Raw genomic sequence first — 14,583 nt, 5'->3', positions numbered from 1 at the left:
CCCATATTGGAAACGATAATCGGTATCATTTAGATTCAAACGATCGCCGCCTTAGCGCCTGCGCCTGCCCGGGCGCAACCGCTTTCCTCGCCCCATACTCCTAGGAGTGCTCCATTGACTGCATCCACCCGCCGCCTGCGGCTCAGCCCGATTGCCCTCGCGCTGCTGGCCTACGGCGCCACCGCACTCGCCCAGACGCCCGCCCCTGCACCCAGCACCGCCAATGCAGACGCGGCCACGCCGACGCTGGAGCAAGTCAATATCCGCGACACGTACGAGCGTGAAGATCTGCCCCTGCTTGCGCCGGGGCGCAAGGCCGCCAAGGGTGCGCGGCTGGGCATTCTGGGCGCCACCTCGATCATGAATGCGCCAGTGCACGTGAACGCCTACACGCGCGAGCTGGCCGAGGACTGGTCTGCCCTGACCCTGCAGGACGTGCTGGAGAACGACCCCGCCGTGGTCTTCACCACCAACAAGAACCACCTGCTGCAAAACTTCAACCTGCGCGGGCTGGACATGGGCGCGCAGGACATCGCCACCAACGGCCTGTACGGCATTGCGCCGGCCAACTCGGTGCCCATCGAAATGTTCGAGCGCGTGGAAGTGCTGCGCGGCCCCAACGTGCTGCTGTCGGGCATGCCGCCGGGCACCAGCGTGGCGGGCACGGTGAACATGGTGACCAAGCGCGCGCTGGCCAAGCCCATTGCCGAGCTCACCTTCACCTACGGCACCAGCTCCTACGGCCAGGCGCACGCCGACCTGGGCAAGCGCTTTGGCCCCGAGCAGCGCCTGGGCGTGCGCTTCAACGGCGTGTACGGCACCGGCAAGATGGGCGCCAAGGACGAGAAGCAAACGCGCAGCGTGGGTGCGCTGGGCATCGACTACCTGGGCGACCGCGCCCGCTTCTCGCTGGATGTGTACAACAGCATCAACAAGATCAGCAACGGCAGCCCCGGCATGTTCAACTTCACGGGCAACGCCGCCATTCCTGGGGTGGGCGTCCTGCTCAGCCCGCCGCGCGGCGACACCAACATGTTCCGCGGCACGCACGGCAAGTACGACAACACGGGCGTGCTGGCACGCGGCGAGTTCGACTTCAACGAAAACTGGCAAGGCTACCTGGCCTTTGGCGCGGGCGAGGCCGAAGGCCGCGGGCTGATGTTTGGCACCCGCGCCATCGTCACCGGCCTGGACGGCGCCACGCGCGGCGCCATCTACAACGTGGACACGCGCTCCAAGCGCCAGACGGCCGAAGCCGGGGTGATCGGCAAGTTCAGCACCGGCGCCGTGAAGCACCGCGCGCAGCTGTCGGCCAACATCCTCAAGATGAAGGAAGGCACGAACAACACCGCGTGCAACTACTGCTACAACACCAACATGTACGACCCGGTCACGCCGGTGTTTCCCAACCCCCCGGTGTGGAACGGCTACGACAAGGCCACGGTGCGCAGCAACAACGACTTCCGCTCGCTGGCCATCGCCGACACGATGAGCTTCGCGAACGACGCCGTGCTGCTGACGCTGGGCGGGCGCTACCAGAGCATCAAGCAGCCCTGGAACAACTACAGCAAGAGCCGCTTTTCGCCCATGCTGGCCGCCGTGGTGCGGCCGTGGGGCGACAGCGTCGCGCTGTTCGGCAACTACACCGAAGGCATGGAGCCCGGCCAGGTGGTGGGCGTGACCTACGCCAACGCCGGCGAAGTCATGGGCCCGCGCGTGAGCAAGCAGATGGAGCTGGGCGTGAAGTTCCAGACCGGCGAGCTGACCCACACCGTCAGCGCGTTCCAGATCAAGCGCCCCTCCTTCATCACCGACCCCGCCAACCGCCTGGTGGACGACGGCGAGCAGCGTCTGCGCGGCGTGGAATGGAGCGTGTACGGCAAGCTGACCTCGAGCCTGTCCGTGCTGGGCGGCGTGGCCCACATCAAGTCTGAGCAGCGCAACACCGGCAAGGACACCTACGGCACGCCGGGCCTTCGCGCCCGCATGGGCCTGGACTGGGACACGCCGCTGCAAGGGCTGAAGGTAGGTGGCCGCGTTCACTACACCGGCAAGCAGTGGTCCGATTCGGGCAACCGCCTGCGCGTGCCCGCCTGGAAGCGGCTGGATCTGACCACCAGCTACGCCACGAAATTCGGCGCCACGCCCGTGCGCTTCAATGCCAGCGTGGAAAACGTGACCAACAAGAAGTACTGGATCGGCACGTTCGGGGACGGCTTCGTCATGGCCGGCGCACCGCGCACCTTCCGCCTGTCGGCCACCGTCTCGTTCTGACCGTGACGCTTGCCGCGCACGCCGCATTCGCTGTGGCGGCGCGGCCTGCCCCTCACAGCCGGCCCAATGGCCGGCTTTTTTGCATGAAATCAGCCTTTTGCGCCCGATAGCCGGGCACGGGAAGCTATCAATTGATGAGCAAATTGCGACTGCGCTGATGGCCGGCGCAGCGGGCCACGTACCCCGCCACGCATTCGCCCGCCGCGCCATAGCGGTCCTCGCAACCCCCGCTGGCCTCTCTGCCGGGGACATGCCGTCTTTCTGCCAACGGTCGCCTTGCCGCGACAGGCCTTGGCGGTGCCCACTTTGTGACTGGGTTGTAAAGTCCGTCCCCCCGCGTCGGCGCTGGGGCGTTGGGGAAGGGAATCGGCCCAAAATGTCGGCTGAGTTGTCTTGCCTTGGAGAGGATCGCATCATGAAAAGCCCCCTGACTGCCGCCACCCCGGTTCGCCTGGCCTTGCTGGCCGCCTTGGGCGTGGCTGCGACGGCGGCGAACGCGCAGTCGATGGTGACGGCGCGGGTGCTGGGCGCGCAGCCGGTGGTCGAGCAAGTGCCCGTGCAGGAGTGCGGGCCCAACCGTGCCAGCGGCACGGGCGCGGCCGTGGGCGCCGTGACCGGCGGGCTGATTGGCAGCCAGATCGGCCGGGGCAACGGCCACATCGCCGGGGCCATTTTGGGCGCCCTGGGCGGCGCGGTGCTGGGCAACACGGCCGAGGCCTACAACAACGGCTACGGCGGCTGCGCCACGCGCTACAGCCAGCGCGTGACCGGCTACGACGTCACCTACGAATACCAAGGCCGCCAATACCAGACGCGCACCGCTCAGGCGCCCGGCCAGTGGCTGCAGGTGCCCGCGCCGTACGGCTATGAAGGCCAGCAGCAGGATTACGGCTACAACAACGGCGGCTACAACAGCGGTAGCTACAACAGCGGCGTGCAGACCTACCCGGTGCAGCCCGCGCCGGTGTCGGCCTACCCGGTGGCGCCGGCGTATTCTGGGTACCCGGCCGTCAGCGCGCCGGTGGTGACCGCGCCGCCTGCGGTCGCGTACCCGTACCCGGCGCAGCCCGTGGTGCAGGCGCCGTACCCGGTGGCCTACCCGCAGCCCTACGTGTACCCGGCCCCGGTGTATCAGGCTTACCCGGCGCCCGTGTACGTGCAGCCGGCCCCGCGCTACGTGGCGCCGGTAGGCGTCAGCCTGTCGGTGGGTGGGCGCATCGGGCGCCACAGCGGCGCCGGGATCGGCGTGGGGTTCTGAGGCACGGCCTGACGGGCCGCCACTCCTGAAAACATAGCTGCCCGCGCTGGTCTATCCAGCGCGGGCAGTGTTTTTTGTGCTGAAAAATCGGGCCGCTGGCGATGGCGGCCAGCCAGCCCCCAGAAGTGCGGCTGGGGTGGTGGCGGCGGTCTGGCGGCTTGGGGTCAGCGCATCGCCCCAAGCCACGGCCGCCCGCCTTCAGATCAGCTGATGCAGGCGCCGGCGCAGCTCGACCACCTCTTCCATCAGGTCCACCGTCAGCGCAGCCAGTTGGGGGTCGGCCTCAAAGGTTTGCTCCAGCCCGGCCAGGCGGCGGGCGCGCACCAGGGTGGCGCCGGCAAAGCGCCATTCGGCGGCGGCGCCACCGCTGTCGGGCAGCAGCACGCCGGATTCGACGCGCGTGACCACCCAGTCGGGGCTGACGCGGCAGCCGCGGGCCAGTTCTTGCAAGTCCAGGGCGGCATCGCCCAGCAGTTCTACCAATTCGGCGGGGATGGCAATGGGGTTGTGGTGTGCCATGGGGATCGGTCTCCGTTGTCCGTGCGGGGCGGGCGCGCGTCAGGCGGCGCTGCGGGGGTTGAAGCCGGGGTAGGCGCCCTGCAGCGCGGCCCACGCGGCTTTCTGCTCGTCGGTCACCGCGCCGGGCACGGCCACTTCCAGCTCCAGGTACAAGTCGCCCGGCGCGCTGGTCGACGGAATGCCGCGCCCCTTCAGGCGCAGCTTGCGCCCGCTGCCCGAGCCGGCGGGCACGGTCACTTCCACCGTGGCGCCGTCGGGTGTGGTGACGTGAACGCCGCCGCCCAGCGCCGCCTCCCACGGGCTGATGCGCAGGCGCTGGGTCACGTCGCGGCCGTCGATGCGGTAGCGCGCATCGGGGCGAAACTGCACTTCCAGCATCAAATCGCCCGCCGGGCCGCCGTTGTAGCCCGCGCCGCCCTGGCCAGCCAGGCGAATCATCTGGCCTTCCTTCACGCCCACGGGGATCTTCACTTGCAGCGTGCGGTCGTCCGGCACCACGTGGCCGGATTCGTCCCGCTTGGCGCCGCGCAGGCTGATCTGCTTTTCAGCGCCCTTGTAGGTGTCGGCCAGATCGAGCTCGATGCGTGCATGGCGGTCTTCACCGCGCATCTGCGCGTGCGCGCCGGACGCGCGCCGCCCAGCGCCGCCGCCTGCGCGCGCATGGCCAAACATCTGCTCAAAGAACTCGCTGAAGTCGCCGCCGTCACCACCGCCGCCGAAGTGCCGGCTGAAGCCCTCGGCGCCGCCGCCATCGCCGTAGCCGCTGTTCCAGCCCGGCGGCGGGCGCACGTCGTCGCCCGAGCGCGCGCCAGCGGCCCAGGCCTGCGCGCCCACGGTGTCGTACGCGGCGCGCTTTTCGGGGTCGGACAGCACGGTGTTGGCTTCGTTCACCTCGGCCATGCGCTCGGCGGCGTCGGCCTCTTTGCTGACGTCGGGGTGGTATTTGCGGGCCAGCTTGCGGTAGGCCTTCTTGATGTCGTCCTGGCTGGCGCTCTTGGTGACGCCGAGGATGTCGTAATAGTCCTTGAATTGCATGGATGCGTGCGGTGTTGGCGTCTGCAGTAGAAAAGGCCCTGCGGGCCGCCCAATCCGGCCTAAATGGGGGTGCCGGGCGGTTTTTGCAATCGTAGTGCAGTTGAGTGCCGGGTGGCGCTGCCCGGCCGGGGCGATTCAGGCCCGCGCCGGTGCGCGCCGGTTGACCAGCACGATGCCCGCCGCCACCAGCGCCAGCGCGGCCAGCAGGCTGGTGGTGATCGGCTCGTGCAGCCACCCCGCGCCCGCGCCCAGCGCGAACAGCGGCGTGAGAAACACGAAAGCCGACACGCGCGTGGCCGGGTAGTGCGCCAGCAGCCACATCCACACCAGGTAGCTGATGAAGGCGCCCACCACCGTCTGCAACGCCATCGACGTGGCGGCAAAAGCCGACCACTGCCAGTTCCACCGCTCGCCCAGCGCCAGCGACAGCAGCGGCAGCACCACCGCCGACACGGCCACCTGGTAGAACAGCGTTTTCTCGGGCGTGAGCTGCGACAGCTTCGTGGCCCGGATCGTCACCGTGGTCAGCCCCCACATCGCGCCGCCGATCAGCCCCAGCACGTCGCCCTGCCAGGTCAGCCCCGCGCCGCCCTGGGTGAAGCCCTCGCGCAGCGCAAAGGCCACGCCCGCAAAAGCGCAGGCCAGCCCCACCCATTGCACGGGGCGCAGGCGCTCGGTGGGCACCAGCAGCGGCACCACCAGCGCCACCCAGAAGGGCGAGGTGTAGAGAAACACCGTCAGGCGCGATGCGGTGGTGTACTGCAAGCCCAGAAACATGGCCGCGAATTCCAGGGCGAACAATCCACCCGCCAGCAGGCCGGGCGCCAGGCTGCCGTCGCGCTGAAACAAACGCACGCCCCGCCACGCGCACCACAGGCCCAGCAGCAGCGTGGCGCCCACAAAGCGCACGCCTGCCTGGAAGATCGGCGCCAGCTCCGGCAGCGTGGCCTTGACCAGCACCTGCTGCACGCCCCAGAACAGGCAGCACAGCAACAGGATGGCGGCGGCGCGCGAGTCCAGGTGCTCGCGGCGGACGTTCACGGCGCGGCCTTCGCCAGCGCGGGCGGGCGCGCAAGGCTTGGCGCGGCCCAGTCGGTCACGCCAGCGGCTCGGTGAAGAACTTGCCGCCGTGAAACACCAGCGGCGCGGCGTCGCTGCGGTGCACGCAGCGCTCCACCCGGCCGATGAAGAGCAGGTGATCGCCCTCCAGCTGGTGGTGCTGGTTGGCGCATTCGAACTGCGCCAGCGCGCCCGCCAGCAGCGGCGCGCCGCCCAGGCCGGGCTGCCAATCCACGCCCTGCCAGCGGTCGCCCGTGGACGAGGCAAAGCGCAGCGCCAGCGCATGCTGGTCGGCCGGCAGCACGTTGATGGCGTAGTGCGTGGCCGCGCTGAAGGCCGGCACCGCGTGCGAGCGGCACGCCAGGCTCCACACGATCAGCGGCGGGTGCATGGACACCGAGTTGAATGAATTCACCGTCAGGCCCGCCACTTCGCCCGTCGCCGTGCGCACGGTGACGATGGCCACGCCGGTCGCGAACATGCCCATGGCGCTGCGGAATTGGCGCGAGCCGGGTTCGGACAAAAGAGGGGGCGTGGGTGCAAGCATGGGGTACGCGCGAAGGCAGCCGTCGATCATAGCGACGGCGCAGTGCCGCCACGGTCGCCAGGGAGATGCGGCCTGTGGCGCGCGGCGCGGGCCGCACATGGCACGCCGTCCAGCCCCGCCGATTAGGATAGGCCCATGCCCGTTCTACCCACGTTCTCGATGCTTGGCCATGGCCCCACGGTGGTGCTGCTGCATGGCTCGGGCGGCAGTTTTCGATCGTTCGCGCCGCAGGTCGAGGCGTTGGCCAGCCTGGGGTTTCGCGGCGTGGCCTGGAGCATGCCCGGCTACGGCCAGAGCGTGCCGGTGGAGCCCTACAGCTTCATGGGCCTGGCCGCCAGCTGCGCCCACCTGATCGAGGTACTGATGGGCGAGGCGCCGCGCCGCAGCGTGGCCCTGGTCGGCCACGGCATGGGCGGCATGCTGGCGCAGGAAGTGGCCGTGCGCCGCCCCGATCTGGTGCACCAGTTGGTGCTGGTGGCCACAGCACCCGCCGTGCAGCCGGGCGACAACTATGACCACGTCATCGGTGAAGGGCTGCGCTGGCTGGACGAGGGCCGCGACATGCTCGCCGTGGCCGACGCGCTGGTGCCCCAGCTGGTGGGCCCCGCGGCGCTGCCCGAAGGCGTGCAGCTGGCGCGCTTTTGCCAGTCGCAGGTGCACGCGGCGACGTGGCGGCGCGCACTGGAAGCCATGCGCGGCTTCGACCGCCGCGCGGCGCTGGGCCAGATCGCCGCGCCCACGCTGCTGGTGGCGGGCGAGCAAGACCGCGTGGCGCCGCCCGACACGCTGGCCGCCATGGCGCAGGCGATTCCCGCCGCGCAACTGCTCACGCTGCCCGGCGCCGGGCACCTGCCGCACCTGGAGCAGCCCGACGCGTTCGACGAGGCGCTGATCCACTTTCTGCGCACGGCCAAGATGCGGCCGCACTGAGCCGCCCCCGGCTGTAACAGGCTGAACTAAGCCGCGCCGAAGCCGCTCAGGTGGCCGGGGTCAGGCGGGCGCCTAGCGCGTAGCACCGCCATCTACCCCGCGCACTCCGGCGCTCGGATCACTGCGAAAATCATAGCTGCCAGCGCTGGCTGGACGGGCGCCAGAGGGCGTTTTGACTGGGTATCTCAGCCCGCGGGCTCGCAGCAAGCAAATACTATTCAATTGATAGCTGCCAGTGCTGGCGCCACCTGCGCCAGAGGCCGATTTGACCCATAAAAAAACCTGGCGTGTGCCAGGCTGGTTAAGGCGGCCCAGAGCCGGGCCCCGATGCGGCGGCGCGCTCAGCGCACCAACATCACCGGCACCTTGCAGCCGGCGAGCACGCGGGTGGCGACCGAGCCCATCACCAGGTTGCCCAGCGCGCTGTTGCCGTGCGAGCCCATCATCAGCAGGTCGAACTTGCCCGCATCGGCCACCTTGGCGATGGTTTCGCCCGCCTGGCCCACCTTGATGACGGTCTTGGGCGTGATGCCGTGGCGCGACAGGTACTTCTGCACCGGCTCCAGCACCTTGGCCGCCTCTTCGGAGTAGTAGCTGTCCACCGCCTCCTTGCCGACGGCGGCGCGCGCGCGGGCGGGCAGCGCGGGCATCACCGTGAGGGCGGTGAATTCGGTGCCGGCGGCCAGAAAGTCCTCGTGCGTGGTCAGGTAGGCCAACATCTTCTTGGTGTAGGTGCTGCCGTCAACGGCGAGTAGGACTTTCATGCGCGCTCCTCAGTGAATGGAAATGGGGGATGTAGCCCCACAAGTCTAAGCGGCGCCCGCCGCGCGCCCCTGCGCAGGATCAAGCCGCGCTGCCTGCCGCATGGCTGGCCGGGGCGCTGTCGTCCGCCGCGCGCGCCACGGGCACCGTCAATGTGGGCAGGAAGGCGGCCTGCTCGCCCTTGCCGGCGTAGCCCAGCGGGTTGGCCACCACGCGGCAGCGGCCCACGCGGTAGTCCAGCGCGCAGTGCAGGTGGCCGTGCAGCCACAGGTCGGCCTGGGGCAGCAGATCGTCCAGCGCGTTGCAAAAGCCGGCGGTGCCGGGCGTGAGGCCGTAGCGCGGGTCGGCGCTGCGCAGGCTGGGGGCAAAGTGGGTGACGGCCACGGTGGCGCCGTCAAACGGCGTGGCCAGCGCGGCGCGCAGCCAGTCCTGGCACACCAGCGCCTGTTCGCGCATCTGCTCGGCCAAAAACAGCTGGCCGCCGCGCGTGGTGGCGGCGCTGCGCAGGTAGTGGTTGGCGGCGCGAAAGGCTTTGTCGCGCGCGGTGAGCTGCGCCGTCAGGCTGGCGCCGGGGCCGCGCGGGGCCAGCGCGTCAAAGTCGGCCCACAGCGTGGTGCCGATCAGCCGCACGCCGTGGCCGGCAAAGGTGTGGGTTTCGCGCTCCAGCCAGACCATGCCCAGCCGCTCGGCCGTCTCACGCAGGCGGGCGTGGGTGGCGTCGAAATCCAGCGCGTCGTACTCGTGGTTGCCCGGTACAAAGACCACGGGCACCGGCCAGCCCGTGCCGTCGGCGCGCCGGGCGAAGGGCGCCAGGCCGAAATCGGCGATGCCGCGCGCTGCTAGCGCCGAGCCGCGCTGGTACGAGCCGATGTCGCCCGCCAGCACCAGCACGTCGGCATCGGGCGCGGGCGTGGGCACGAAGCCGGGGTTGGATTCGAGGTGCAGATCGGACAAAAGCTGAATCTTCATAGGCTGCATCTTCGCCGGGATGGGTGTCAGGCCGCCATTCTGGTCGGCTTGTGGCACGCCGGCCGCGCGCGCCGATGGCAACGGCCCGAAGCGCACCAAGCGGCTGATTTGTGGCTTGTAAGCAACGCGAAAGCCGCGTTTGGCTGAGGGGCGCTGCAGCTTTGCACGCTTTGGAGTGGCAACCCTAGGGTTTACCCTAGGGGTTTTCAGGGTGCCGGCCTACAATCCAGGGCATCGGCTACAAGCCTTCACCTAGCGGACCCGGCCAACCAATCGGGCAACCCGCACTTTGTCATGTTGATCCGACTGATCCAACGCGCCCTGGCCCCCGCCGCCAACGGCCCCCTGCAATCCACCAAAGTGGCGAACGGCGTGCCTTCGCAACTGATGGAAACCGCCGAAGCCAGCGTGGGCACCGACCCCCGCCGCGCTGCCGAGCTGCGCAGCGCAGCCATGGCCTACCTGGGCGTGGTGCGCTGAGCCAACGCGCTCGCCACCTTTTCTCCTGAGCCCCAGCGCCGCGTGCCCGCGGCGCTTCGCCAGCCGGCTGGGCCCGGCAGCACCCTCCTCTAAGCACGCGCTGTCCTGAATCAGGGCAGCGTTTGTCGTTCTCGCTGACTCGCCCGGTATCGCCGGGCGCGACGGTGGGGTCGTTGCTGCGGGGCTGTTGTTGCGCCGCGTCCCAATGTCCTGGGTTGCCCCAGGCGCATGGCACCTTCCCCTGCGAGCAGCCGTGTTTGCGGATGGGCTTGCCTGTGCGCTCGTGGCCTCACCACGCTCAACAGGCGCTGAGTCACTGCCTATTCCGCACAGCCAGCCTGCGCGGGGCGTGTTCGGGCGCTAGAACTGGCCTGCGCGGTGGCTAACAGGCAGCAAAAAGCCCCGCGCTGGCGGGGCCGGGATCGGCGCGGCGCTTGCCTTGCGGCGGCCGCGCCCGGGTGGTCTTCGCTCAGGCGTCGGCCACTTCGTTCACGCGCTTTTCCATCGCTTCCTTGGTCTTGACCAGCTGCTCCGGCATGCCTTGCGCCAGTTGGGCGAACAGCTCGTCGTGCAGGTGGAATTCGTCGGCCCAGGCGTGCGGGTCGATGCTGGTGACGGTGGCGAACTGCTCGGGGCTGAAGTCCAGGCCGTTCCAGTTGATTTCGGCGTAGGTGGGCGCCACGCCGAACATGGTGGCGCGGCCTTGCGCGCGGTTTTCAGCGCGGTCGACGATCCACTTCAGCACGCGCATGTTTTCGCCGTAGCCGGGCCACACGAACTTGCCTTCAGCGTCTTTGCGGAACCAGTTCACGCAGTAGATGGCCGGCAGCTTGGCGCCCGCGGCACGCAGTTTTTCGCCCATCTGCAGCCAGTGGCCAAAGTAGTCGGCCATGTTGTAGCCGCAGAAGGGCAGCATGGCGAACGGGTCGCGGCGCACCACACCTTGCGCGCCAAAGGCGGCGGCGGTGGTTTCGCTGCCCATGGTGGCGGCCATGTAGACGCCTTCGGTCCAGTCGCGCGCCTCGGTCACCAGCGGCACGGTGGTGGAGCGGCGCCCGCCAAAGATGAACGCGTCGATGGCCACGCCCGCCGGGTCGTCCCAGGCTGGGTCCAGCGCCGGGTTGTTGGTGGCGGCTACGGTGAAGCGCGCGTTGGGGTGCGCTGCCTTGCGGCCGGCCTGGCCGTCTGCGGGCGTCCAGTCCTTGCCTTGCCAGTCGATCAGGTGCGCCGGCAAGCCGCCCTGGTCTTTTTCCATGCCTTCCCACCACACGTCGCCGTCGTCGGTCAGGGCGACGTTGGTGAAGATCACGTTCTCATGCAGGCTGGCCATGCAATTGGGGTTGGTCAGCATGTTGGTGCCCGGCGCCACGCCGAAGTAACCCGCTTCGGGGTTGATGGCGTACAGGCGGCCATCGGCGTGGGGCTTGATCCAGGCGATGTCATCGCCGATGGTGGTGACCTTCCAGCCCTCGAAGGCCTTGGGCGGCACCAGCATCGAGAAGTTGGTCTTGCCGCAGGCGCTGGGGAACGCGGCGGCCACATGGTATTTCTTGCCCTCGGGGCTGCTCACGCCCAGGATGAGCATGTGCTCGGCCAGCCAGCCCGGGCTACCAGAGGGCCCCTGCGAGGCCGCGCGGCCCATGTTCGAAGCGATACGCAGCGCAAAGCATTTCTTGCCCAGCAGCGCGTTGCCGCCGTAGCCCGAGCCGTACGACCAGATCTCGCGCGTCTCGGGGTAGTGGACGATGTACTTCACGTCGGGGTTGCACGGCCAGCTGGTCTGGTCCTTCTGGCCCTCAGCCAGCGGCGCGCCCACGGTGTGCACGCAGGGCACGAATTCGCCGTCGTCGCCCAGCACCTCGATGGCGCCCTTGCCCATGCGCGTCATCAGCTTCATGTTGACGGCCACGTAGGCGCTGTCGGAAAGCTCAACACCGATGTGGGCGATGGGGCTGCCCAGCGGGCCCATGCTGAAGGGGATGACGTACATCGTGCGCCCGCGCATGCAGCCGTCAAACAGCGGCTGCAGCTTTTCGCGCATCTCGCCCGGGGGCGTCCAGTTGTTGGTGGGGCCGGCGTCTTCCTGCTTTTCGCTGCAGATGAAGGTGCGGTCTTCCACGCGGGCCACGTCGGACGGGTCGGAGCAGGCCAGGAACGAACCTGGGCGCTTGGCCGGGTTCAGCTTCTTGAACGTGCCGGCATCCACCAGCTGCTGGCACAGGCGCTGGTATTCGGCGTCGCTGCCGTCGCACCAGTAGACATGGTCGGGCTTGCAGAGCGCCACCATGTCGCCCACCCAGGCGATCAGTTGCGCGTTCTGGACGTAGGACGGGGTGTTCAGGTCCTTGATCAACCCGGGGGTCACCGGTGCATTCATGGGATGTGCTCCTAAGTATGAAATCGTCTTTCCGAAGAGCCGGGCGGGCGGCTTGGGAAAGACGACTGGACAGCGCTCTGATGGCGCCTGGAAGGGCCGGCGCGCCGTACCGAAACGCGCGCTGGCCGCCGCGCGGCTTGCCCGCGCAAGGTGACGATTTTATGAAACCCGCGCCCGCCGCGGATGAACGACGTAAAAAAGCCGCAGCCCTTGATTCAGGGTGCGGCTCTTTACTATGCTTTTGCTAGCTGCCAGCGCTGGTGCAGCCTGCGCCAGAAGCCTTTTTTACTTGAAGAATCGAAACGCAGGCCACCGACCAGCGGCCGCCGGTCAAGCCATCTTCACGGCGATGAAGGCCAGCAGAAACATCAGGATGGCGCCCGCCAGCGGAACGACCACGGGGATGTGTTTGGTCACGTCTTCCACCGGGTCGTGGTACTGCACCTCGGTATCGGTGGGTTGCGCGTCATGGGCTGGTGCGGACATGGGTAACCTCTTTTGCGGGGAATGCGGTGGATTCTAGCGGCGGCGGTGAGCGGCGCCACCCGCCGCGCCGCAGCGCGCCGGTAGCGCCTTCGGGCCGCACGGCTGGTCAGGGCAGCTCGTTGCCCTGGGTGGGCGCGGGCGGCGCCACGGGCGGAACAGCAGCCGGCCCGGCAGCGGGCCCCACAGGCGGGGTTTGCGGATCGACCAGCGGGTCGCCCGGAATGTCGGCCAGCGGATCGGGCGTGAAGGCGGGCATGGGCGGCGGGGTGTCGCCGGATTTGGTCAGGCGGTCTACCCAACGCGTGGCCAGGCGGCCGGCAGCGTCGCGCCCGCCCAGGCCAAACGCCAGGGCGAAGGCCACGGCCACGGCGCCCAGCGTCAGGCCGAAGGCCAGGTTGACGATGTCGTCGGCAATGCCCATGGCGCGCAGGCCCATGGCCAGCACGATGCCCAGAATGGCAAACCGCGCCACCCGCGCCACTACGGTGCCACGGCCGCCTTCGCCGCTGGCGCGCGAAATGGCCTCGTAGGCGATGTTGGCCAGCATGAAGCCGATCACCAGGATGACCGAGCCAAGCAGCACATCGCCGGCAAACTCGACAAAAGTCATGATCATGTCGCTGAAGCGGCTGAAGCCCAGCTGGTTGCCCGCCTCCACCACCGCGAACAGCATGGCAAACACCAGGGCGATGTGGCCCGCCAGGATGGATGGCTTGGTCTTCTGGAAGGCGTGCTGCATGCCCAGGCGCGCGGGCAGCGTGTCCAGCCCCACGCTGGCCAGCAGGCTGGCCAGGATGCGCGTGGCGAAGGTGGCCACCATCCAGGTCACCACCAGAATCAGCCCGGCGGCGACGATGCGCGGCACCGCGTCCATCAAGAGCGCCAGCATGTCGGTGGCGGGGCGCGAAATGGCGTCGATCTTCAGCGCGTCCAGCGCGGCGATCAGCGCGGGCACGAACACGACGATGAACACCAGCAGCCCGGCCAGGCTGGAAATCTGCACCGTGTCGGCCAGCCCGGCCTTGTTGCCGATCTGGTCGGCGCCGGCCGAGCGCAGCAGGTTGGTGGTCAGGTTGCGCAGCACGGTGGCCACGATCCAGCCCACGCCGCCAATGATCAGCGCAGCCAGCACGTTGGGCAGGATGTCCAGCGCCTTGGCGGTCATCTCGCGCAGCGGCGCCAGCAGGCCATCCATCTGCAGCGCGCCCAGAATCGCCGGCACGAACAGCAGAATGACCAGCCAGAACAGCGCGTTGGACAGGCTTTCGCTGATGGGCGACATGTTCGCGTGCTCAGACAGCTTTTCGTCCAGCGTGGTGCGGTCCAGCACCTTCAGCGTCAGCCCGCGCACCAGCGTGGCCACCAGCCAGGCCAGCAGCGACAGCAGCAGCGCGCCCAGCAGGCGCGGCGCGTACTCGAACATCTGCGTGGTCAGCGCCGAGAACGAGCCCGACACCAGCGCCAGGTTCAGCGCGTTGAACATGGCCGCCAGGGTCAGCAGGATCACCGTCCAGAACAGCGCCAGCGAGACCGCGCCCTCGATGTCCACGCGCTGGCCGGTCGAGCCGGAAAAGCGCTCGTTCAGCCGCAAGGCAGACAGCGCCTTGCGCGCCCCCGCCTTCACCAGCGCCGCCACAAACCACCCAATGATGAAGATGGCCAGCGCGCCCAGCACCTGCGGCAGGTGCGTGCCCATGGTGTTCTGCATCGAACCCCACATCGTGCTCATATCGCTCATACGTTCAGTTCCTCGCTCGTCACGCCCTCCTGGGCTTGCGGGCATCATCATCGCTGGGCACTGGCGCGTCAACTCGCCTTGCCCACCGGCCGTCGCCAGCCTTGACTTGGCGCAGGGGTGCCCACCACGGCGCGCAAACGCCAAATAGT

General features: G+C 68.7%; 13 protein-coding genes. 4 read left to right on the top strand and 9 right to left on the bottom strand.

Features of this window, described 5'->3' with window-relative positions:
• The first annotated feature begins 114 nt into the window (after window positions 1-114).
• Both C6570_RS04040 and C6570_RS18240 read left to right on the top strand, forming a co-directional pair.
• Window positions 115-2,274, top strand: coding sequence for a TonB-dependent receptor (locus C6570_RS04040; protein WP_106702075.1), 2,160 nt, complete (start codon window positions 115-117; stop codon window positions 2,272-2,274).
• Window positions 2,275-2,689: 415 nt separating this feature from the next.
• Window positions 2,690-3,532, top strand: a complete 843-nt coding sequence (locus tag C6570_RS18240; protein ID WP_106702074.1) for a glycine zipper 2TM domain-containing protein — start codon at window positions 2,690-2,692, stop codon at window positions 3,530-3,532.
• Between the two features lie 198 nt (window positions 3,533-3,730).
• Here the strand turns inward: C6570_RS18240 and C6570_RS04030 are convergent, their stop codons facing one another.
• The 4 genes from C6570_RS04030 to C6570_RS04015 form a co-directional block, all read right to left on the bottom strand.
• The gene (locus C6570_RS04030) at window positions 3,731-4,051 is read right to left on the bottom strand and encodes a chaperone modulator CbpM (RefSeq protein WP_106702073.1); all 321 of its coding nucleotides are present in this window, start codon (window positions 4,049-4,051) and stop codon (window positions 3,731-3,733) included.
• A gap of 39 nt (window positions 4,052-4,090) precedes the next feature.
• Window positions 4,091-5,086: a DnaJ C-terminal domain-containing protein gene (locus C6570_RS04025; protein WP_106702072.1), complete on the bottom strand. Its 996-nt coding sequence runs from the start codon at window positions 5,084-5,086 to the stop codon at window positions 4,091-4,093.
• A 135-nt stretch (window positions 5,087-5,221) separates the two neighbouring features.
• On the bottom strand, window positions 5,222-6,127 hold the full coding sequence (locus C6570_RS04020) for a DMT family transporter (RefSeq protein ID WP_106702071.1): 906 nt from the start codon (window positions 6,125-6,127) through the stop codon (window positions 5,222-5,224).
• Between the two features lie 55 nt (window positions 6,128-6,182).
• Entirely contained in the window at window positions 6,183-6,692 is a 510-nt protein-coding gene (locus tag C6570_RS04015; RefSeq protein WP_106704508.1) for a flavin reductase family protein, read from the bottom strand.
• A 135-nt stretch (window positions 6,693-6,827) separates the two neighbouring features.
• Between C6570_RS04015 and C6570_RS04010 the strand changes: the two genes are divergently transcribed.
• A complete protein-coding gene (locus tag C6570_RS04010; RefSeq protein WP_106702070.1) occupies window positions 6,828-7,622 on the top strand; it encodes an alpha/beta fold hydrolase in 795 nt (264 codons plus the stop codon).
• A 341-nt stretch (window positions 7,623-7,963) separates the two neighbouring features.
• Here C6570_RS04010 and C6570_RS04005 read toward each other — a convergent pair whose 3' ends face one another.
• The gene (locus C6570_RS04005; RefSeq protein WP_106702069.1) at window positions 7,964-8,386 is read right to left on the bottom strand and encodes a universal stress protein; all 423 of its coding nucleotides are present in this window, start codon (window positions 8,384-8,386) and stop codon (window positions 7,964-7,966) included.
• Window positions 8,387-8,465: 79 nt separating this feature from the next.
• Window positions 8,466-9,353, bottom strand: a complete 888-nt coding sequence (locus tag C6570_RS04000; protein ID WP_106704507.1) for a metallophosphoesterase — start codon at window positions 9,351-9,353, stop codon at window positions 8,466-8,468.
• 294 nt (window positions 9,354-9,647) lie between these two features.
• On the opposite strand from C6570_RS04000, the gene C6570_RS03995 reads away from it, so the two are divergent.
• Window positions 9,648-9,833: a hypothetical protein gene (locus tag C6570_RS03995; protein ID WP_106702068.1), complete on the top strand. Its 186-nt coding sequence runs from the start codon at window positions 9,648-9,650 to the stop codon at window positions 9,831-9,833.
• Between the two features lie 469 nt (window positions 9,834-10,302).
• On the opposite strand, the gene C6570_RS03990 is transcribed toward C6570_RS03995, so the two are convergent.
• The 3 genes from C6570_RS03990 to C6570_RS03985 form a co-directional block, all read right to left on the bottom strand.
• On the bottom strand, window positions 10,303-12,210 hold the full coding sequence (locus C6570_RS03990; protein ID WP_106702067.1) for a phosphoenolpyruvate carboxykinase (GTP): 1,908 nt from the start codon (window positions 12,208-12,210) through the stop codon (window positions 10,303-10,305).
• Between the two features lie 330 nt (window positions 12,211-12,540).
• The gene (locus tag C6570_RS18115) at window positions 12,541-12,696 is read right to left on the bottom strand and encodes a hypothetical protein (protein WP_164675486.1); all 156 of its coding nucleotides are present in this window, start codon (window positions 12,694-12,696) and stop codon (window positions 12,541-12,543) included.
• A gap of 106 nt (window positions 12,697-12,802) precedes the next feature.
• Window positions 12,803-14,434: a mechanosensitive ion channel gene (locus C6570_RS03985; RefSeq protein WP_245896293.1), complete on the bottom strand. Its 1,632-nt coding sequence runs from the start codon at window positions 14,432-14,434 to the stop codon at window positions 12,803-12,805.
• Window positions 14,435-14,583 lie beyond the last annotated feature (149 nt).

The sequence above is a fragment of the Ottowia oryzae genome, from assembly GCF_003008535.1.
GTDB classification, from domain to species: Bacteria; Pseudomonadota; Gammaproteobacteria; order Burkholderiales; family Burkholderiaceae_C; genus Ottowia; species Ottowia oryzae.
The sequence above is the reverse complement of the archived record's forward strand: the minus strand, read 5'-3'. Positions and strand labels throughout refer to the sequence as shown.

Excerpts from the sequence above, each read along its gene's own strand:
- C6570_RS18115 (WP_164675486.1), bottom strand. The coding sequence starts at position 12,696 with ATGTCCGCACCAGCCCATGACGCGCAACCCACCGATACCGAGGTGCAG.
- C6570_RS04015 (WP_106704508.1), bottom strand. The coding sequence starts at position 6,692 with ATGCTTGCACCCACGCCCCCTCTTTTGTCCGAACCCGGCTCGCGCCAA.
- C6570_RS03990 (WP_106702067.1), bottom strand. The coding sequence starts at position 12,210 with ATGAATGCACCGGTGACCCCCGGGTTGATCAAGGACCTGAACACCCCG.
- C6570_RS04030 (WP_106702073.1), bottom strand. The coding sequence starts at position 4,051 with ATGGCACACCACAACCCCATTGCCATCCCCGCCGAATTGGTAGAACTG.
- C6570_RS04005 (WP_106702069.1), bottom strand. The coding sequence starts at position 8,386 with ATGAAAGTCCTACTCGCCGTTGACGGCAGCACCTACACCAAGAAGATG.
- C6570_RS18240 (WP_106702074.1), top strand. The coding sequence starts at position 2,690 with ATGAAAAGCCCCCTGACTGCCGCCACCCCGGTTCGCCTGGCCTTGCTG.
- C6570_RS04000 (WP_106704507.1), bottom strand. The coding sequence starts at position 9,353 with ATGAAGATTCAGCTTTTGTCCGATCTGCACCTCGAATCCAACCCCGGC.
- C6570_RS04025 (WP_106702072.1), bottom strand. The coding sequence starts at position 5,086 with ATGCAATTCAAGGACTATTACGACATCCTCGGCGTCACCAAGAGCGCC.
- C6570_RS03985 (WP_245896293.1), bottom strand. The coding sequence starts at position 14,434 with ATGAGCGATATGAGCACGATGTGGGGTTCGATGCAGAACACCATGGGC.
- C6570_RS03995 (WP_106702068.1), top strand. The coding sequence starts at position 9,648 with ATGTTGATCCGACTGATCCAACGCGCCCTGGCCCCCGCCGCCAACGGC.
- C6570_RS04010 (WP_106702070.1), top strand. The coding sequence starts at position 6,828 with ATGCCCGTTCTACCCACGTTCTCGATGCTTGGCCATGGCCCCACGGTG.